At 63.6% G+C, this 19576-nt stretch carries 13 protein-coding genes; 6 read left to right on the top strand and 7 right to left on the bottom strand.

The window, feature by feature from the left end:
• Positions 1-335: 335 nt before the first annotated feature.
• Complete coding sequence (locus V1277_RS02770) at positions 336-932, top strand: TetR family transcriptional regulator (RefSeq protein ID WP_334414915.1); 597 nt, start codon at positions 336-338, stop codon at positions 930-932.
• Positions 933-1372: 440 nt separating this feature from the next.
• Positions 1373-3043 (top strand): helix-turn-helix transcriptional regulator, encoded by a 1671-nt coding sequence (locus V1277_RS02765; RefSeq protein ID WP_334414914.1) that lies wholly within the window; start codon positions 1373-1375, stop codon positions 3041-3043.
• Positions 3044-3088: 45 nt separating this feature from the next.
• Here the strand turns inward: V1277_RS02765 and V1277_RS34935 are convergent, their stop codons facing one another.
• Complete coding sequence (locus V1277_RS34935) at positions 3089-3478, bottom strand: GFA family protein (protein ID WP_442894443.1); 390 nt, start codon at positions 3476-3478, stop codon at positions 3089-3091.
• Positions 3479-3707: 229 nt separating this feature from the next.
• On the opposite strand from V1277_RS34935, the gene V1277_RS02760 reads away from it, so the two are divergent.
• Together V1277_RS02760 and V1277_RS02755 are read left to right on the top strand one after the other, a co-directional pair.
• Positions 3708-4907: an NAD(P)/FAD-dependent oxidoreductase gene (locus V1277_RS02760; protein ID WP_334420266.1), complete on the top strand. Its 1200-nt coding sequence runs from the start codon at positions 3708-3710 to the stop codon at positions 4905-4907.
• 8 nt (positions 4908-4915) lie between these two features.
• The gene (locus V1277_RS02755) at positions 4916-5038 is read left to right on the top strand and encodes a hypothetical protein (protein WP_334414913.1); all 123 of its coding nucleotides are present in this window, start codon (positions 4916-4918) and stop codon (positions 5036-5038) included.
• Between the two features lie 25 nt (positions 5039-5063).
• On the opposite strand, the gene V1277_RS02750 is transcribed toward V1277_RS02755, so the two are convergent.
• Both V1277_RS02750 and rpe read right to left on the bottom strand, forming a co-directional pair.
• Entirely contained in the window at positions 5064-5444 is a 381-nt protein-coding gene (locus tag V1277_RS02750; protein WP_334414912.1) for a hypothetical protein, read from the bottom strand.
• 344 nt (positions 5445-5788) lie between these two features.
• A complete protein-coding gene (rpe, locus tag V1277_RS02745; RefSeq protein ID WP_334414911.1) occupies positions 5789-6490 on the bottom strand; it encodes a ribulose-phosphate 3-epimerase in 702 nt (233 codons plus the stop codon).
• Positions 6491-6749: 259 nt separating this feature from the next.
• Between rpe and V1277_RS02740 the strand changes: the two genes are divergently transcribed.
• Positions 6750-7496 (top strand): EF-hand domain-containing protein, encoded by a 747-nt coding sequence (locus V1277_RS02740; protein WP_334414910.1) that lies wholly within the window; start codon positions 6750-6752, stop codon positions 7494-7496.
• A gap of 12 nt (positions 7497-7508) precedes the next feature.
• On the opposite strand, the gene V1277_RS02735 is transcribed toward V1277_RS02740, so the two are convergent.
• A complete protein-coding gene (locus V1277_RS02735) occupies positions 7509-8504 on the bottom strand; it encodes a P1 family peptidase (protein ID WP_334414909.1) in 996 nt (331 codons plus the stop codon).
• Positions 8505-8572: 68 nt separating this feature from the next.
• Positions 8573-10966 (bottom strand): MASE4 domain-containing protein, encoded by a 2394-nt coding sequence (locus tag V1277_RS02730; RefSeq protein WP_334414908.1) that lies wholly within the window; start codon positions 10964-10966, stop codon positions 8573-8575.
• A 302-nt stretch (positions 10967-11268) separates the two neighbouring features.
• Between V1277_RS02730 and V1277_RS02725 the strand changes: the two genes are divergently transcribed.
• A complete protein-coding gene (locus tag V1277_RS02725; protein WP_334420265.1) occupies positions 11269-11667 on the top strand; it encodes a response regulator in 399 nt (132 codons plus the stop codon).
• 5 nt (positions 11668-11672) lie between these two features.
• Here V1277_RS02725 and V1277_RS02720 read toward each other — a convergent pair whose 3' ends face one another.
• Both V1277_RS02720 and V1277_RS02715 read right to left on the bottom strand, forming a co-directional pair.
• A complete protein-coding gene (locus V1277_RS02720) occupies positions 11673-13166 on the bottom strand; it encodes a sensor histidine kinase (protein ID WP_334420264.1) in 1494 nt (497 codons plus the stop codon).
• 16 nt (positions 13167-13182) lie between these two features.
• Positions 13183-19386, bottom strand: coding sequence for a HAMP domain-containing protein (locus tag V1277_RS02715; RefSeq protein ID WP_442894559.1), 6204 nt, complete (start codon positions 19384-19386; stop codon positions 13183-13185).
• Positions 19387-19576: the final 190 nt, after the last annotated feature.

The following is a 19576-nucleotide window of genomic DNA, read 5'->3' as shown; positions in this document are numbered from 1 at the left end:
CGGGCCCGGGAGGCCGGTCAATCACGGATTATTGACTAACAGATATTGAAATCTGTCAGCGAGAGATGCTATATCCATTGCTGACGCCGGTACTGGGCGTCACCCGGCTCGTTGGCCCTGAGCCCGGGTACTTGCAAAGGACTGCGCCATGACTGCCCATCTCATTCATCTCACCGCCCAACTCCAGCGCTGGCTCAATCAGAGCGTCGCCCGCCATCTGGCCGCCCAGGCCGAGCGGCTGGAGCCGGTGAAACATTAATCCGTCAAAGGATTTACAACGCGGATTGCAAGGGGATTAGAATGACCACCCGTCCCATCGTTTCGCAGGTGCGCGCATGAACGAAGTCGTGGTTTTGACCCCCGAACGAATCCTGGAGGTCACCGAGGACGTCTTGCGCCGCTATGGGCTCGCCAAGGCAACGGTGGTGGACGTTGCCCGCGCGCTGGATGTCAGCCACGGCAGCGTCTACCGCCATTTCCCCAGCAAGGCTTCGCTGCGCGAGGCGGTGGCCAAGCGCTGGCTCGACCGTCTCAGCGCGCCGCTCCTGAAGATCGCTGAAAGTTCCGGCCCGGCGCCGGCGCGGCTGGATCAGTGGCTGCGCACGATGTTTTCGATGAAGCACAAGCGGCTCGGCGACGACCCCGAGATGTTTGCGACCTACCTGACGCTGGCGCGCGAGGCCTGCAAGTCCGTGAACTGCCACAAGGACTGCCTGGTCGATCAGATTGCGCTGATCCTGACCGATGGCGTGAAGCAGGGCGAATTCCAGGTCGCCGACGTCAAGGTGACGGCACGTGCTATTTTCGACGCCACCAGCCGCTTCCACCATCCCGCACATGCCGAGGAATGGAATGAGCCGGGCGCCCCGGCACGGATCGATGCGCTGCTGGCGCTGCTGCTTAAGGGGCTTGAAGCGCCGCGCAAGCACTGACGATCCTTCTGAAACCGACTTGCAGCCCGTTTTCCCGCGAGCCGTGATGTTTGGTTTTGGGGCGGTAGAAACAGCTATGCAAAGATCGGGTGCCGAGGTCTCACGTTGACCCTCAAGCAGACATTTCGCGATAGCAGAAATCGCTAATAACCCGCCTAGAGTGCGGCCGCCCTCTGTTGGCGGCACTTCCATTTCAAGCCGTCAGCGATGTCGCTATTGGACCCAACGCGGGACATTCGAGCAACAGACGTTCGGCTCTTGGTTGAGCGGCGCCGGACGCGAAAGAAGCTGTAATCCGACGTTTTCTAGCAGATATCTGCTCAATTCTGTTCCCATCGGAAATCCACCCGCGCGAAAGGCATCCTGCCCGTCGACTGTTCCGCATATGATGCTTTGGCAATCTCATGGGTCCGCTTATCTCTTGGGACTGGAGAAAACGCATGAAGCGGTGTCCGGGCCAGCAGAAGCGCGGAGGTGCGAACAAATCCGGCGAGCTCGATCTGGCCCGTGAATATTATCGACAGCGCGCCTGGGCCGACGCTTACCAGGCGTTCTTGCGCGCCGACCAGGAAGCCTCGTTAGCTGCCGAAGCTCTCGAACTGCTGGCGATGGCCGCATACCTGGTCGGCCGGGACGAGGATTATCTTAAGGCGCTCGAACGGGCCTACAATGCGCACCGGGATACTCCCCGGCGCCTTCGCGCCGTCCGTTGCGCGTTCTGGCTCGGCTTTCGCCTGCTAATGCGCGGCGAGATGGGCCATGCGAGCGGCTGGTTTTCCCGTGCTCAACGTTTGCTGGAGCGTGACACGCGCGAATGCGCCGAGCGGGGCTATTTGCTGCTGCCGGTCGTCGAGCAACGTCTCGGATCTGGTGAGTACGAGGCCGCGTTCGTCGCTGCAGCCGAGGCCGCCGCAGTCGGCGAGCGCTGTGGCGACCCGGACCTCGTCGCCTGTGCCCGCCACCAGCAGGGCCGCATACGACTGCAGCAGGCGCAGCTCGGAGCCGGACTCGCGCTCTTGGATGAGACCATGGTCATGGTCACTGCTGGAGAGCTATCGCCGCTGGTGACTGGCTTGATGTATTGCAGCGTGATCGCGGCCTGTCAGCAGGTATACGCACTCGACCGAGCCCGCGAATGGACAGGCGCCCTGGCGCGGTGGTGCGAAGGCCAGCCCGATATGGTCGCCTTCGCCGGGGTTTGCCAAGTGCATCGCGCGGAGATTCTGCAGTTGCAGGGCGCCTGGCCTGAGGCGATCGAGGAAGCGCGGCGCGCCTGCGCGCGGTCGCAGGGCTTCGACCGGAGGGCTGCCGCCGGAGCGCTCTACCAGCAGGCCGAGGTCCATCGTCTGAAAGGGGAGTTTGCAGCGGCTGAAGAGGCGTATCGAGGCGCGAGCCAGCTTGGCCTGGAGCCACAGCCGGGCTTAGCGTTGCTGCGCCTTGTGCAGGGACGCCTCGACGCGGCCGTCACCGCCATTCGCCGCGTCGCAGGCACGACGGCGAACCGCCTGAAACGCATGGGTTTGCTGCCCGCCTATATCGAGATCACGTTGGCCGCCGGTGAGGTTCAGGACGCACGCAACGCCTGCCGAGAACTCGAGGACATTGCGCGGAGCTTCGATACGAGCGTGCCGGATGCAATTGCCGCGCAGGCCTGCGGAGCGGTGGACCTCGCCGAAGGGGACGCGCGGGCCGCGCTCGGTTCGCTGCGCCGTGCCTTCGAGGTGTGGCAGGGGATCCCGGCGCCCTACGCGGCTGCGCGCGTGCGCGTGCTGATCGGACGGGCCTGCCGCGCCCTCGGAGACGAGGACGCTGCCGATCTGGAGTTCGACGCGGCCCGGACCATTTTCGAGCGTTTAGGTGCCGGCCCCGATCTCACGCAGATCGGCTCACTGAAGAAGGGCGTCGCTTCCAGCAATGTGCATCGCCTGACCCCGCGTGAGCTTGATGTTCTTCGCCTGGTCGCCGCCGGCGAAACCAACAAGGCGATTGCTGGCAGGCTCTCCCGAAGCGAGAAGACGGTCGACCGGCACGTCAGCAACATCCTCGCCAAGCTTGATGTCCCCTCGCGGGCCGCGGCGACGGCCTTTGCGTGCCGACACAAGCTGATCTGAACACTGAGATTAAGGTCGAAGGTTTCTTCGATCAGCTTCGGACGGTCAAACAGGCGAGCCGGACTCGGCTTCCGGGTGCAACCACGGAAGCCGTTCGCCTGCAAACGCCTCTCCCGTGGGCTTGAGCTTCTCGGGTTCTTCGAACGCGCCGAGATGAAAGTGTGTCTCATTGGGCCGTCGCTGGTTCGCGCAGGTCAGGGTCGAGCCGCACCTTGCGCAGAACCCGCGCTCCACGCCCGGCGATGAATTGTATTTGCTGATCGCTCCGCTTGTTACCGTGACGGCGGAATCGTCGAAGGCAACGAAGACGGATGCCGGCGCTCCGGTATGGCGCCGGCAACTCTCGCAGTGGCACCACAGGACCCATTTCGGGCGCCCAGCCGCACGGAAGCGTACGGCACCGCAGAGACAACGCCCCTCGAATGCATCGCTCATATCGTTTCTCCTTCCCCGGCGGCTTGCCGCCGGCTTCGACACGTCACGATCGTGCCATACCTACGGCGCCCGCGAATGGGGAAGATCACCCATACGTTTGCAAGGGCCCGATTGGGGCGTTCTCCCGAAGCGCCGGCTCCCGTTTCTCTCTAGCACCAGCCATGGCACGCCGCGGACCCGCGATGCGCCGAGCCCGCGTCTGACTTGTCAGCACAAGGAGAGAGCCGCGATGACCAAGGCATTCGACGCAATCGTAGTGGGCGCCCGCTGCGCAGGATCGCCGACCGCAATGCTGCTGGCCCGGAAAGGATATCGGGTTCTCGTGGTCGACCGCGCAACTTTTCCGAGCGACACGGTCTCTACGCACATCTTGCATCCCCTTGGCGTAAGTGCCCTGTCCAGTTGGGGCCTTCTCGATCGTCTGGCTGTGACCGGGTGCCCGCCGATCGACAGCTATGCTTTCGACTTTGGTCCTTTCACGATTGTGGGCGCGCCAGGCACGAGTGAAGCGCCGGTTGCGTACTGTCCGCGCCGCACGACACTCGACAAGCTGCTCGTCGATGCTGCGGCTCAGTCCGGCGCGGAAGTTCGCGAAGGCTTCGCCGTGGATGAAATCTTGATCGAGGACGGACGGGCGGTCGGCATCAAGGGCCGCTCGAAGCATGGCGGCGCTATCACCGAGCGCGCTGAAATCGTCGTCGGCGCCGACGGCAGACACTCGTTCGTGGCCGAAGCGGTCCGGCCAGAGCACTATGACGAGAAACCCATTCTGCTCGTCGCGTATTACACCTACTGGAGCGGACTGCCGATGTTCGGCAAGTTTGAGCAATATATCCGTGACGGGACCGGATTTGCCGCCGCTCCAACCCATGACGGGCTGACGATGGTGATCGCCGGTTGGCCATACGCAAGGTTCGACGATTGCAAGAAGGACATCGAAGGGAATTACCTGAAGACCATCGCGTTGGCGCCGGCGTTCGCCGAACGCCTGCACGAAGCCAAGCGGGAAGCGCGCTTCGCCGGTGCGGCGGTGCCGAACTACTTTCGCAAGCCCTACGGCCCCGGCTGGGTGCTCGTGGGCGACGCGGGCTACAACCGGGACTTCATCACCGGACAAGGAATCATGGACGCCTTCCATGACGCCGAGCTCTGCGCGGTCGCGCTCGACAGGGCCTTCTCGGGAGCGCAGCCGTTCGACGCGGCGATGAGCGATTACCATCGCGCGCGCGATACACGGGTGGCGGCAATGTATGAATTCACCTGCATGCTGGCGACGCTGGAACCACCGCCACCGGATATGCAGCACCTCTTTGGCGCGATTCACGGCAATCAGAGAGCTATGGATGCGTTCGCGCGGATGAATGCCGGAACAATATCACCCGCTGAGTTCTTCGCGCCGGAAAACGTCAATGCGATTACGGCCGCTTAGGACGACCGATGCTGCGGACGTTGCTAGGCAACGTTTCGGCCAAGGTCGCGACCGAGGCCGCATGCACCGTGACGGTGGTGCGCCCGCCACGATCGACCTTGGCGCCGGTGCAGGAGGGCGGCAAGGGGTAACGCCGCTATCAGACGGCGCGTGCGCTCACTCGAGAGTCTGGACGGGCGGCAGCGTCTTGGCGGAGCGCGGCGGGTTCGGCACGGGATAGCTGGTGACGCGGCCGCTCCGTTCGGCCTGACCGGCCGAATTGGATGCAGGGCCTACCGCTTCCGCCCTGGCGCCTCGCACGCTGTCCCTTGAGGTATGTCTGCGGTGCCGCGACGAGCGCGAGCCTTCCAGTCCCCACGAGCGCGATATCGAAGGCCCGGCCGTATAGCCGACGAAGGCGCCGGCGACAGCCCCGACCGGACCCAGCACGACCGCGCCGGCCACGGCGCCGAGGGCCGCGTCGCCTGCGCGCTGCGCGAGCGCGGCAGAGGGCGCGAGTACCAGGAGCATTGCGGCTGTGGTGAAGGCCTTGATCATATCTCTGTCCCGTCCGTGAAAGGCGGGATGCTGGTCCGCGTTTATGGCGAGATGCGTGAGGCTTTGTGGCCGGAGCGTGGACTTTAGGGTTCCATAGCTCGCTGCATGCCCGGTGTGGCTTTCCTGCCGGCTATCGCCGTCGCCCCTGCGAACGCAGGGGCCCATAACCACCGGCGGTGCTTGTGGAAACAAGATCGAACGGCAGGCACTTCCTCAATTCGCGCGGGCCGCGGCGTATGGATCCCTGGTTCGCAGGGACGACACCGTTTGCTTGTCAGCTCGCTTCCGCCAGCAGCGACAATTGCCAAGGCTGCGGCACGACCTGGGTGTGGTCGGTGAGCTAGCTAAACCGCTTCGCCGCGCGCCAGCGCCGCCGCGTTGCGGATCGCGGAAATGTTGGCCTTGTAGCTGTCCACGGTGCCGCCCTTGAACACCGCGGAGCCCGCGACCAGCGCATTGGCGCCGGCGGCGGCCAAAAGGCCAGCGACATCAGGGCCGACGCCGCCATCGACCTCGATGTCGATCGGACGTCCCGCGGCCATCGCCCTGACGTCGCTGACCTTGCCGAGCGCGGATTTGATGAAAGCCTGGCCGCCAAAGCCGGGATTGACCGACATCACAAGCACCAGATCGATCAGGTCGATGACATACTCGATCGTGCTCGCCGGCGTGCCCGGGTTGAGCGAGACGCCGGCCTTTTTGCCGAGCGCGCGGATCGCCTGCAGCGAGCGATGCAGATGCGGGCCGGCTTCGGCATGGACAGTGATGTGATCGCAACCGGCCTTTGCAAAGGCCTCGAGGTAGGGGTCGCAGGGCGAGATCATCAGATGCGCGTCGAAAATCTTCTTCGTATGCGGGCGCATCGCCTTGATGACATCGGGGCCGTAGGAAATGTTCGGCACGAAATGTCCGTCCATCACATCGAGATGGATCCAGTCGGCGCCCGCGGCGTCCACAGCGCGTACTTCCTCGCCGAGCTTGGCGAAATCCGCCGCCAGGATCGACGGTGCGATGACCAGGGGACGCGACGCAAATTGCTGGGACATGTGCGCTTTACCGAAAGGCTTGCGAGAGGGCGGAATGGTCTCGCGTAACATGCAGCACGGCCGGGGGCAATGCGCGGCGCTGCCGTCTCCTGTGGGCGGAAAAATCTGCCGCGGCGGGCAGCTATTGCCGGGTTTGCCGGTCGGACGGGATACGGAAAGGCCCGGCTTTATTGGGTTTTCTTCATGGCACGGCGCTTGCTGAGGAAAACGGAACACGAGCTGTAGGCCGCTTTGCGCGCGGCATTGTTGGAGTTCCGCCATGTTCTTTGCTCTGAGTGCCGCGTCATCGGCCATCGATGTCCTCAAGGCGCTGACGTCGTCCAAATCGTCTGCGCCAACCACCGGCCTCAGCCAGAACTTCGCTAGCTTCGGCCAGTCGTCCCCGACTGCGCCGGCTTCGATTGGTCCAGGGTCCGGCTCGGGCAACGGCTTTTCGACGATATCGCCGGAAACCATGAGCGCGCTGCTTGACGCGCAAAGCCAGTCCTCGACGGGATCGGCCACGGCTTCCAAGAGCCGTCACGCCGCGCTGAAGGACCTGTTCGGGCAGATCGATGGCGACGGTGACGGCAAGATCAGCAAGACGGAATTCGAAGAGGCGCTCGGTGCCGGTGGCACCAACCTCGCGCAGGCCGACAGCGTGTTCGGCAAGCTCGACCAGGACGGCGACGGCTCGGTCAGTCTCAAGGAACTGGCGTCGGCGCTCCGGCCCGACAAGGGCCATCATCGCGATCGCGATGAGGCGAGCGGTAGCGACGGATCAGGCTCCGATCCAGTCTCACAGGCACGGCAGGGCGCCACCACCACGACCGTCACCAACAGCGATGGTTCGGTAACGACGTCGCTGACCTATGCGGATGGCTCGAAAGTGACGATGACGTCGCCCGCCTCCGGAAGCTCGTCCGCATCAGCGACATCGTCCTACAATTTCATCGAGCAGATGATCCAGCGCGAAGCCAAGGCAATCTCATCGAGCGCCACCGGGTCGCTCTCGGTCAGCGCCTGAGCGGACCATGCTCTAGCCGAAACGATCGCCCCACGCCGGGAGCGCACCCGGAAAGGGTAGCGCGGTCGCAGCATGGACGCCGCGCGCGATCGCGCGCGCGACCGTATTAGCGGCCACCATGCCGAGTTCGGTGAGGCCGAACAATGGATCGATCGGCTTCTTGCCGGTCGCGGCGGCAAACACCACGTCGCCGTCCAGCGGCGCATGCACGGGATAGATGGCGCGCGCCATGCCGGTTTGCGCGATCATCGCGAGCCGCCTGGCCTGCGGTTTGGTCAGCACCGCATCGGTGACGACGACCACCAGCGTGGTGTTCTGCGACGGAGTAGCTAACGGCGCGCCCTTGAGGCGGGCTCTCAGCATATCGGGCGTGAACGAGGGCGGCAGTCCGCGCCCGCCAAACTCGTCGTCCTTCTCGAACGGCGCAGCCCAGAACCACGGGCCGTCGCCGACCGTCACGCTGCCCACCGCATTGACCACCGCGAGCGCGCCGACGGTCACGCCGCCGTCGGTCTGTGCCGAAGCGGAGCCGAGGCCGCCCTTGAAATTGGCAGTGGTCGCGCCGAGGCCGGCGCCGACGCTGCCGAGCGCGAAATCGTCAGTCGCCGCACTGGCCGCGGCGTAGCCGAGATCGCGATAGGGGGGGAAGCGTCCCCATGCCTTGTTGCCGCCGTTGAGCAGATCGAAGCAGATCGCTCCCGGAACGATCGGGATGACCGCGTCACGGATGCGAAAACCGCGCCCCTGTTCGGCAAGCCAGGCCTGCACGCCGCCCGCGGCATCCAGTCCGAGCGCCGAGCCGCCGGCAAGCGCGATGCCGTCAATTGCCTCGACGGTGCTCTCAGGGCTGAGCAGCGCTTCTTCGCGGGTGCCGGGGCCGCCGCCGCGCACGTCGATCGAGGCCACGGCGGGCGAGTCGAACAGGATCGCGGTGACGCCGGAGGCGACGCTTGCGTCATGGGCGTGGCCGACGCGAACGCCGGAAATATCTGTGAGCAGGTTTTTCAAAGCGCCGGTCCGTGAGGCTGCATCCGGTTGGGGCGTCCATCCACGGATATATCAGCCGCAGCGCTGCTTCAACTGGCCAGCGCCAGCCGGATCATCCGGGCAAGCTCGGACTTGCGATAGGGTTTTGCGAGCAGCAGCACGCCGGAATCCAGGCGGCCATGATGGACGATGGCGTTTTCGGTATATCCCGAGGTGTAGAGCGTCTTGAGGTCAGGCCGGCGCTTCAGCACTTCGTCGACGAGTTGGCGGCCGTTCATGATGCCGGGCATGATCACGTCGGTAAACAGCAGATCGACGTTCGAGACATCGTCGATGATGCGCAACGCATCGGAAGCGTTGGCTGCCTCCAGGGTGGTGTAGCCCAGGCTCTCGATCTGGGTCATCACATAGCGCCGCACCAGCGCATCGTCCTCCACGACGAGGACAGTTTCGTTGCCGCCCTCGATATTTCCCGAGACCAGCGCTTCCGCCGCGGTCTGCTGCAATCCCGTTGCCCGCGGCAAATAGATCTTGACGGACGTGCCGTGGCCTTCCTCGCTGTAGATCTTGACGTGGCCGCCCGACTGCTTGACGAAGCCGAACACCATGCTTAGCCCGAGGCCGGTGCCCCTGCCGACTTCCTTGGTCGTGAAAAAGGGTTCGAATACCCGTTCGAGCAGCGCGGGCGGGATTCCGGAGCCGGTGTCGCTGACTGCGATCATGACGTAATTGCCTGATGTGACCTCGCTGTGCATGCTCGCATAGTTTTCGTCGAGGAAGACATTGCTGGTCTCGAGCGCAAGCTTGCCGCCGTTGGGCATGGCGTCACGCGCGTTGATGGCCAGATTGAGGACGGCCGTGGTGAGCTGGTTCGGATCGGCCAGCGCGGTCCACGCATCCTCGGCCAGTAGCGGCGTGATTTCGATGTGTTCGCCGAGCGTGGGGTGCAACAGCTTGGCCGCCTCCAGCACCAGCGCATTGACGTCGACTTCGACGGGCTGCAGCGGCTGCTTGCGGGCAAAGGCGAGCAGATGCTTGGTCAAATTGGCCCCGCGTTCGGCGGCCTCATCGATCAGCTTGGCGACGGCGGCGAGCTGGGGCTGATCGGCGACCGCTTCTTCCAGAATGCCGATGGTGCCGGTGATCACGGTCAGGATGTTGTTGAAGTCGTGCGCGACGCCGCCTGTGAGCTGGCCGACCGCATCCATCTTCTGCACATGCCGCAATTGGGCTTCCGCGGCCTGCTTTTCGGTCAGGTCCCGGCCGATGAAGAAGTGGCGGCGGACCGGCTCCGACCAAGTCCCGGTCCAGTTCAGCGCGACTGATTTGCCCTCCTTGCTGATATAGCGCGTCTCGAAATTGCGCTTGCTTTGTCCCCGTCGGCCCACCCGCATCTCCTTGCGGGTGTGTTCGAGGTCGTCGGGGTGGATGAACTTGATCGCGTTATGTCCGACCATTTCCGACGGCTGATAGCCGAGGATGTCGGTGACGCTCGGGCTGACCTGGATCAAATTCCCGACAGAATCGCTCACCAGGATGAGGTCGTTCGAAGATTCGAATATGCGCCGCCGCTCTTCCATCTCCTGGTCAAGCGCCTGCTCCGTTCGCTTGCTTTCCGTACGCGATGTTCCGAGCAGGCGCGCGAGCTTGGCTTGCAGGCCGACATTGTCGACGAGCAGCACGGCGAGCACGAAACTCGCGGCGCAGAGGCCGTAGATGCGGCCGAGATAGAAGCCGACATCGAACCGCGCCACGTTCAGGATCGCCGAGAGGGCGATGTCGAACAACCAGGCGCTCATCACGACCATCAGCCAGACGTCGAGAACGAAGTGCGGCCTGCGAAGCCACAGCACGATCAATGCAGCGAAGCTCAGGCACCATACGGTCGAAACCACGGCGAGCATGATGGGCGTGTAATGACCGCCGCTCAGAAGAATCGGCAGACGATCGTGCTGGGCGGTGACGAGCCAGGTGAATGCGATCATCGCGACACTGACCGCAACGATGCTCGTAACGACGGCCGTGCCGGCCGAACTTCGCATCTTGTCGTTGTCCGTCGCCTTCAGTAGCGCATAACCGAGCACCAGTAGCGGGAATACGCCGTGCCAGACCATATAGAGCCAAACGGTGGTCTGCGGTCCCGCGCCGAGCAGCCCGCCGGGCGCAAACAGGCCGGGAAAGGTGAGGGCGTGGACGATCGCCGCCATCGCCGTGAACAAATATCCGCTCGCAAGCAACAGCAGCCCCCGTGAGCGGGTAATCGCGAACTGTGAAAACAGCAGGACAGCGGTGATCAGGTCATTGATCGCCAATGCGGACTGGTAGCTCGCGACGAACGCCGGGACCGGGGCAAGCGGCACGCCGGCAAACGGCACGGCGCAGGCGAACAGTATCGCCGAGACGCCGACCACGGCCAGCGCAGCCATGCGATCGCTGCGCGTCGCTTTCATCGTGGAAAGAAAGATGCTGCGCTCGTCACCCATGTCGTCTTCCGGCCAAACTGGCAGCGCACGCGCCATCACAGAAGCTATAAGACCCGCAACAACAATGCATCCGATGCGGCCGGACATCCAGCCGATACCAGTAGGAATCGCACCGCCAAGCTACGCTAGCGGCGCCGCGGCGGGAATCAACCCAAGGTCACGTATCTATCACCTGAAGGAAACAGCAGGGGAAGCCGATTGGGGTAACCACCTCTTTACCGACCGGCTGAATAAAGACTGTGGAACTGCCGAAACCCACGGAGTCTCGTCGTAAGCTCGTGCGACCGACCCGGGAGGCTTCGATGCCCCGCGTGCTTGTTGTTGACGATCAGGCCGGCGTCCGCACGATGATTTCCATCGTGCTGCGTATCCATCGTTTCGAAATCATCGAGGCAGACAGCGCCGCATCTGCATTGAAGCTGTTCGAAGATACGAGCTTCGACCTTGCGATCGTCGACATCTTTTTGCAGGGCACCAACGGCTCCGATCTGATTGCGGCGATGCGCGCCCGCGTGCCGGGCCTGCCCGTTATTGCGATTTCGGGAATGACCGCGCTGGACTTTCTGTCCGAAACGCCAGAACTTTCCGACGTCATCTGTCTGCAGAAGCCGTTTCGTCCGCCGGATTTGATGCGTGCAATCGAATTGGCGATGGGACCGGCCCGACCGCAGGGCGCTACCGTTGCGGGGGCAATGCGTTAGCAGTCTTACCGCTCGGCGCGTCGCAGACCATTGCCATCGACAGTAACCTCGATGAGGGAAACCGGATCGGCGGCAAACTGCCGGTGCGACAACGGAACCGACAGGCGGCAAACGAGGCCTTCCGGGCGCCAGTCGAATTCCGCGCGGCCACCAAGCTGCGACTCGATGCTGGCGATGACGCTTCTGGTTCCGAACCCTCGCGACACCGGCTTCTCGACATGTGGCCCGCCAGTCTCCGACCATATGATCTTGAGAAGGCCCGCCTGGTCTTCCCAACTCACCGACAGCCGGCCCGACAGCGCAGAGAGCGCGCCGTACTTCGCCGAATTGGTGACGAGCTCGTGCAGCGCCAGCGCAACCGTCTGAGCCGTCGCCGGCTCGAATTGGACCTCCGGACCGGACAAGTCGATCTGCTCTCCGGTGGAATAGGGCGCCAGCTCCTCGGCGATCAATTTCCTTATCTCGGCACCTTGCCAGCTCGACAACGAGAGCACGGTGTGCACGCGCGCAAGCGCATTGATCCGTCCTTCGACAGAGCGGACGTAGCTCTTCACATTCTCGCCGCGCGTCAGCCGGACGATGGATTGCGCGAGCGCCAGCGCGTTCTTGGCGCGGTGGTCGACCTCCCGGGCCAGCAGGCTTTGCCGCTCCTCGGCCTGCTTGCGTTCGGTGATGTCGACGGTGACGCCGCTGACGCGGATGACGCGGCCACCCTTGTCGGTGCTTGCCGCCGCCGTTCCCGCGCACCAGCGCACCTCGCCATTCGGCCGGATGATGCGGAATTCCGCTTCGTATGATTTCGCGCCCCGGGCGAAGCTGGCCCACGCCTCGTGCAATTCATGAACGTCGTCAGGGTGAAGCAGCGCCTGGATATTGGCCGGCGTCAGTTCGAACTTGCCGGGATCGACGCCGAGGATCTGATACTGGCCTTCGTCCCACATGAAGTCGCCATTGACCCAGTCCCAGTCCCAGGAGCCCATTTTTCCGGCCGCGATCGCCAGACTGCGGCGCTGCTCGCTTTCCAGAAGCCTGGCATGCGATTCCTCCAGTTCAGCGGTGCGCGCGCGAACCCGGTCCTCGAGTTCGACGTTGAGCCGTTCGAGCTGGCGCGTTTTGCGATAGAGCTCCGCGAACACCTTGATCTTGGCGCGCAACACTTCGGGCACGACAGGCACCGGAACGTAGTCGACCGCGCCCATCTCATAGCCACGCAGCCGGTCGATATCGCTGACCTGGATCGCGGAGATGAAGATCATCGCCGTCTTCTGGAAGCGGGGATGTTCGCGGATCATGGCCGCGAGCTCAAACCCGTCGAGTTCCGGCATGCAGACGTCGACCAGGATGATGGCAACATCGTTCTTGAGCAGGAATTCGAGCGCTTCGCGCCCGGACGAGGCCTTGACCAGGTTCTCGCCGAGTTCTTTCAGGATGACCTCATAGGCGAGCAGCTTCGCCGGCTGATCGTCAACCAGAAGAATGTTTACCTTCTCTTGATCCATCATCTGTTTACGCCGGTCAGCGGTGTAACCACATTCGGATGGCGAGCAGCAACTGCTCGGTATTGACGGGTTTGGCGAGATAGTCCGAAGCGCCGGCTTCGAGGCATTTCTCGCGGTCGCCCTTCATCGCCTTGGCGGTCAGCGCAATGATCGGCAGGCGATTGAAGGATGGGTTTTGCCGGATGACGCCAATGGTCTGATATCCGTCCATTTGCGGCATCATGATATCCATCAGCACGATTGCGATATTGGGGGTGGATTCGACCAGCGCGATGGCCTCATGGCCGGTCGTTGCGGTCAGCACTTTCATTCCGCGCCGTTCGAGAACGCTCGATAGTGCGAAAATGTTGCGTGCGTCGTCGTCAACCAGAAGCGCGGTCTTGCCAACAAGATCCTCATCGGAGCTATTGAGCTTTTCGAGCATTCTCTGCTTCTCGACGGGCAATTCCGTGATCACACGGTGCAAAAACAGCGACGTTTCGTCGAGCAGGCGTTCCGGCGATTCGACGCCTTTCACCACGATGCTCCTCGCCATGGTGTGAAGTTCCGCATCCTCCTCGGCCGAAAGTTCCCGCCCCGTGAACACCACAACCGGAACGTTCGATAGCGCTTCGTCGTTGCGAAGCCGGTCAAGCACCTCGAAGCCGCTCATGTCAGGCAATCGCAGATCGAGCACGACGCAGTCGCAGGGCTGGTTCCGCAACGTCGACAAGGCATCGGCGCCAGTGTCGGCGGTGAGGATCTCGATGTCGTCATGGCCGAGCAATTCGGTGATGCTCATCTGCTCGGCGGCATTGTCCTCCACGATCAGCAGGCGCTTGCGGCGGGGCTTGGCGTATTCCTTGATCTGCGACAGCGCCGCGCTGACACCCTCGGTCGTCGTCGGCTTGTTGACGAAGGAAAACGCGCCACGCGCCAGCGCATGCTGACGGTCTTCGTCGAGCGTGATGATCTGCACCGGAATGTGCCGCGTCAGCGGACTGTGCTTGAGTTGGCTCAGCACGGTCCAGCCCAGCATGTCAGGCAGGAACACGTCGAGCGAAACCGCTGTCGGCTGGAACTGCTTGGCGAGCTCGAGCGCTTCGGCGCCGCGGCTCGCGACCAGCACCTTGAAGCCCTTGTCGCGGGCCAGATCGATCAGCACCCGCGCATAATGCGGATCGTCCTCGACGATCAGGAGGATGTTGTCTCCCGGCGCGAGATCGCGGCGGTCGTCCGGCAATTGCTCGGCGACGCGCTCCTGCGTTGAGGTGGCTGGCAGCGCCGGCGCGGACGTGAATGGCGACGGCGCAGCGATGCGCGGCGCGATCGTGGGGCCGGAATATTTCAGCGGCAGATAAAGTACGAAGGTGCTGCCCTTGCCGGGTGCGCTGCGCAGATGGATTTCGCCGCCGAGCAGGCTCGCGAGCTCGCGGCTGATCGCAAGGCCGAGACCGGTGCCGCCGTATTTCCGGCTGGTGCCGGCGTCCGCCTGCTGGAACGCCTCGAAGATCAGTTTCTGTTTCTCCAAGGGAATGCCGATGCCGGTATCCGTCACCTCGAAGGCGACAACGGCGGGCGCGTGATTGAGGATCGGGTGTTCGGCACTCCAGCCGCCGACGGCGGCCGACACGCTCAGCTTCACGCCGCCTTCCGCGGTGAACTTGAACGCGTTCGACAGTAGGTTCTTCAGCACCTGCTGCAGCCGCTTGGAGTCGGTGACCATGCTGCGGGGAAGGTTCTCGTCGACATTGATGTTGAACCAGAGTTGGCGGTTTTCGGCCTCGTGCTTGAACGGGCGGCCGACGGTCTCCAGCAGGCTCGACGTCATGATTTCCTCGGCATCGACCGTCACCGTGCCGGATTCGATCTTCGACAGGTCGAGGATGTCGCTGATCAGGTTGAGAAGATCGGTGCCGGCGCCGTGGATGGTGCGGGCAAACTCGACCTGCTTCAGCGACAGATTGCCGTCGGGGTTTTCGGTGAGCTGCTGGCCGAGGATCAGGATGCTGTTGAGCGGCGTGCGCAGCTCGTGCGACATGTTGGCGAGGAATTCGGACTTGTACTTCGATGTCAGCGCAAGTTCCGTTGCCTTTTCCTCAAGCGCGCGTCGCGCTTGTTCGATTTCCTGGTTCTTTCGTTCCACCTCGACGTTACGTTCGGCGAGCTGCTGGGCCTTCTGTTCGAGCTGTTCGTTGGTCTGCTGCAATTCCTTCTGCTGCGTCTGCAGTTCACCGGCGAGCTGCTGGGACTGCTTCAACAGGCCCTCGGTCTGCATCGTGGCCTCGATCGAGTTGAGCACGATGCCGATGCTGTCGGTGAGCTGTTCCAGGAAGGTCATCTGTGACGTCGTGAAAGACGAGATCGAGGAAAGCTCGATCACGGCCTTCACCTGGTTCTCGAACAGCACCGGAAGCACGACGATGTTCTTCGGGATCGCGCGCAGCAGCGCCGAATTGATCGGAGCGGTGTCGCTGGGGATATCCGATACCAGCCGCTGCCGCTTGTCCATGGCGCACTGGCCGATCAATCCTTCGCCGAGCTGCACGAGCTGCGGATGCGGATTGGCGCCATCGCCGGCATAGGGGGAGAGCAGGCGCAATTGCGGCGTCTCGGCATTCTCCACCTGGTAGATTGCGCCCATATGCGCGTTGACGAGCGGCGCCAGTTCGGTCAGCAGCAGCCGGCCGACGGTGGACAGTTCGCGCTGGCCCTGCAACATGTTGGTGAATCTTGCGAGGTTTGTCTTCAGCCAGTCCTGCTCGGTGTTCACCTGGGTGGTGAGGCGCAGGTTGCCGATCATCGTGTTGATGTTGTCCTTGAGTTCGGCCACTTCGCCGCGGGCGTCGACCTGGATCGAGCGGGTCAGGTCGCCCTTGGTCACGGCGGTCGCCACCTCGGCGATCGCGCGCACCTGCGAGGTCAGGTTGGCGGCGAGCAGGTTGACGTTGCCGGTGAGGTCCTTCCAGGTGCCGGCCGCGCCGGGCACGTTGGCCTGGCCGCCGAGGCGCCCCTCGACGCCGACTTCGCGCGCCACGCTGGTGACCTGATCGGCAAAGGTCGCGAGCGTCTCGGTCATGTTGTTGATGGTGTCGGCAAGGGCCGCGACTTCGCCCTTTGATTTCACCGTCAGGTTCTGCTTCAGGTCGCCGTTGGCCACCGCGGTCACCACCTTGACGATGCCGCGGACCTGTTCGGTTAAATTGGCCGCCATGAAGTTGACGGTGTCGGTGAGGTCCTTCCAGGTGCCGGCGACGCCCGGGACCTGCGCCTGACCGCCGAGCTTGCCCTCGGTGCCGACCTCGCGCGCCACGCGCGTCACTTCGCCGGCAAAGGCGTTGAGCTGGTCGACCATCGTGTTGATGGTGTTCTTCAGTTCGAGGATTTCGCCCTTCACGTCCACGGTGATCTTGCGCGACAGGTCGCCGCGCGCCACGGCGGTCGTGACTTCCGCGATGTTGCGCACCTGCGTGGTCAGGTTGGCCGCCAGCAGGTTGACGTTGTCGGTCAGATCCTTCCAGGTGCCGCCGACGCCGGGCACCACGGCCTGGCCACCGAGCCGGCCCTCGGTGCCGACCTCGCGCGCCACGCGCGTCACTTCGGCGGCGAAGGAGCGTAGCTGCTCGACCATTGTATTGAGGGTGTCCTTTAGCAGCAGGATCTCGCCGCGGACGTCCACAGTGATCTTCTTGGAGAGGTCGCCGCCGGCGATCGCGGTTGCGACCTCAGCGATGTTGCGGACCTGTGCCGTCAGGTTCGAGGCCATGAAGTTGACGTTGTCGGTCAGGTCCTTCCAGGTGCCGGCGACTTCAGGCACCTGGGCCTGGCCGCCGAGCTTGCCTTCGGTACCGACCTCGCGCGCCACGCGCGTCACTTCCGACGCGAAGGCGTTGAGCTGGTCCACCATCGTGTTGACGGTGTTCTTCAGTTCGAGAATCTCGCCTTTGACGTCGACGGTGATCTTCTTCGACAGGTCGCCCTTGGCCACCGCCGTGGTCACCTCGGCGATGTTGCGGACCTGGCCCGTGAGGTTGCCGGCCATCGAGTTGACGTTGTCGGTGAGGTCCTTCCAGGTGCCGGCGACGCCGGGCACGTTGGCCTGGCCGCCGAGCCGTCCCTCGGTGCCGACCTCGCGCGCCACGCGGGTCACTTCACCCGCGAAGCGGTTGAGCTGGTCGACCATCGTGTTCAGCGTTTCCTTGAGCTGCAGGATTTCGCCGCGCACGTCGACCGTGATTTTTCGCGAGAGGTCGCCGCCGGCAATGGCGGTCGCCACTTCCGCGATGTTGCGCACCTGTGCGGTGAGATTGCCCGCCATCGAGTTCACGGAGTCGGTCAAATCCTTCCAGGTGCCGGCCACTTCAGGCACCTGTGCCTGGCCGCCGAGCTTACCGTCGGTGCCGACCTCGCGCGCCACGCGCGTCACTTCGCCGGCGAAGGCGTTGAGCTGGTCGACCATCGTGTTCAGCGTTTCCTTCAACTGAAGGATTTCGCCCGAGACGTTGACCGTGATCTTCTTCGACAGGTCGCCCTTCGCCACCGCGGTCGCGACTTCGGCGATGTTGCGAACCTGAGCGGTGAGGTTGCCGGCCATCGAATTGACGTTGTCGGTGAGGTCCTTCCAGGTGCCGGCGACGCCGCGCACGTTGGCCTGGCCGCCGAGCTTGCCTTCGGTGCCGACTTCGCGCGCCACGCGCGTCACTTCGCCGGCAAACGCGTTGAGCTGGTCCACCATCGTGTTGATGGTGTCCTTCAGCTCCAGAATTTCGCCGCGGACGTCCACCGTGATCTTTTTCGACAGGTCGCCATTGGCGACCGCGGTCGTCACCTCGGCGATGTTGCGGACCTGCGCCGTCAGGTTGGAGGCCATCGAGTTGACGCTCTCGGTGAGGTCCTTCCAGGTGCCGGCGACGCCGAGCACGTTGGCCTGACCGCCGAGCCGTCCCTCGGTGCCGACTTCGCGCGCCACGCGCGTCACTTCGCCGGCAAAAGCATTGAGCTGGTCGACCATGGTGTTGAGCGTTTCCTTCAACTGAAGGATTTCGCCCGAGACGTTCACGGTGATCTTCTTGGAAAGGTCGCCGCCGGCAATGGCGGTCGCGACATCGGCGATGTTGCGGACCTGCGCCGTCAGGTTGGAGGCCATGAAGTTGACGTTGTCGGTGAGGTCCTTCCAGGTGCCGGCCACACCAGGCACCTGGGCCTGACCGCCGAGCTTGCCTTCGGTGCCGACCTCGCGCGCGACGCGCGTCACTTCCGAGGCGAACGAGTTGAGCTGGTCGACCATCGTGTTGATGGTGTCCTTGAGCTCGAGGATTTCGCCGCGGACGTCGACCGTGATCTTGCGGGAGAGGTCGCCACGGGCGACCGCGGTAGTGACGTTGGCAATGTTGCGGACCTGTGCGGTGAGGTTGCCGCACATCGCGTTGACGGAGTCGGTCAGATCCTTCCAGGTGCCGGCGACGCCAGGAACGATCGCCTGGCCGCCGAGCTTGCCGTCGGTGCCGACTTCGCGGGCCACGCGCGTCACTTCGGAAGCGAAGGAGCGGAGTTGGTCCACCATCGTGTTGATGGCTTCCTTGAGCTGCAGGATCTCGCCGCGGACGTCGACCGTGATCTTCTTCGACAGGTCGCCATTGGCGACCGCAATGGTCACTTCGGCAATGTTGCGGACCTGGCCGGTGAGGTTGTTGGCCATCGAGTTGACGCTCTCGGTCAGGTCTTTCCAGACGCCGGTCACTTCCGGCACCTGGGCCTGGCCGCCGAGCTTGCCCTCGGTGCCGACTTCGCGCGCCACGCGCGTCACTTCCGAGGTGAACACGCCGAGTTGCTTGATCATCGTGTTGACGATGGTGGCAGACTGAAGAAATTCGCCGCCCAGCGGGCGGCCGTCGACGTCGAGTTTTACGGTCTGCAGTAGATCGCCCTGTGCCACCGCGGCAACCGCGCGCGTGACTTCGCGGGTCGGCCACAGCAGGTCGTCGATCAGCGTGTTGACGGAGCCTTCCATGTCCGCCCACGAGCCGCTCGAGAGGTCGAACTTGACGCGCTGGCGCGTCTTGCCTTCGCGGCCGACGACCTGGCCGACGTGCTCCAGTTGCTGCGCCATTCGTTGGTTGGAGGCGACGATTTCGTTGAAGGTGTCGGCAATCTTGCCCTCGATGCCGAGGTGATCGCCGGTCATACGCACCGAGAAATCGCCGGCGCGCATTGCCTGCAACGCGTGCAGCAGGTCCTGCATCGGATCGGACGTGCCGTTGGTGGGAGGTGGTTTGGGTTTGGGCGACCCGGCGAGCGGAGGGAGATGCTCCAGGGGAAAGATCACTCATGGTGTCTCCTCGGCCAGTTCGCGCAAAATCTCAAAATCTCATTGGCTGAGATGCAATTTCACGAAATAGACCCGCTGCCCCGCGGCAGATCAAGCTGGAATA

It is taken from the genome of Bradyrhizobium sp. AZCC 1588 (genome assembly GCF_036924735.1).
Classification (GTDB): domain Bacteria; phylum Pseudomonadota; class Alphaproteobacteria; order Rhizobiales; family Xanthobacteraceae; genus Bradyrhizobium.
This window is presented reverse-complemented; position numbering and strand designations above follow the sequence as displayed.

Excerpts from the sequence above, each read along its gene's own strand:
- V1277_RS02720 (WP_334420264.1), bottom strand. The coding sequence starts at position 13,166 with ATGGATCAAGAGAAGGTAAACATTCTTCTGGTTGACGATCAGCCGGCG.
- V1277_RS02740 (WP_334414910.1), top strand. The coding sequence starts at position 6,750 with ATGTTCTTTGCTCTGAGTGCCGCGTCATCGGCCATCGATGTCCTCAAG.
- V1277_RS02765 (WP_334414914.1), top strand. The coding sequence starts at position 1,373 with ATGAAGCGGTGTCCGGGCCAGCAGAAGCGCGGAGGTGCGAACAAATCC.
- V1277_RS34935 (WP_442894443.1), bottom strand. The coding sequence starts at position 3,478 with ATGAGCGATGCATTCGAGGGGCGTTGTCTCTGCGGTGCCGTACGCTTC.
- rpe (WP_334414911.1), bottom strand. The coding sequence starts at position 6,490 with ATGTCCCAGCAATTTGCGTCGCGTCCCCTGGTCATCGCACCGTCGATC.
- V1277_RS02715 (WP_442894559.1), bottom strand. The coding sequence starts at position 19,386 with ATGCAGGACCTGCTGCACGCGTTGCAGGCAATGCGCGCCGGCGATTTC.
- V1277_RS02770 (WP_334414915.1), top strand. The coding sequence starts at position 336 with ATGAACGAAGTCGTGGTTTTGACCCCCGAACGAATCCTGGAGGTCACC.
- V1277_RS02730 (WP_334414908.1), bottom strand. The coding sequence starts at position 10,966 with ATGGGTGACGAGCGCAGCATCTTTCTTTCCACGATGAAAGCGACGCGC.
- V1277_RS02750 (WP_334414912.1), bottom strand. The coding sequence starts at position 5,444 with ATGATCAAGGCCTTCACCACAGCCGCAATGCTCCTGGTACTCGCGCCC.
- V1277_RS02760 (WP_334420266.1), top strand. The coding sequence starts at position 3,708 with ATGACCAAGGCATTCGACGCAATCGTAGTGGGCGCCCGCTGCGCAGGA.
- V1277_RS02755 (WP_334414913.1), top strand. The coding sequence starts at position 4,916 with ATGCTGCGGACGTTGCTAGGCAACGTTTCGGCCAAGGTCGCGACCGAG.
- V1277_RS02725 (WP_334420265.1), top strand. The coding sequence starts at position 11,269 with ATGCCCCGCGTGCTTGTTGTTGACGATCAGGCCGGCGTCCGCACGATG.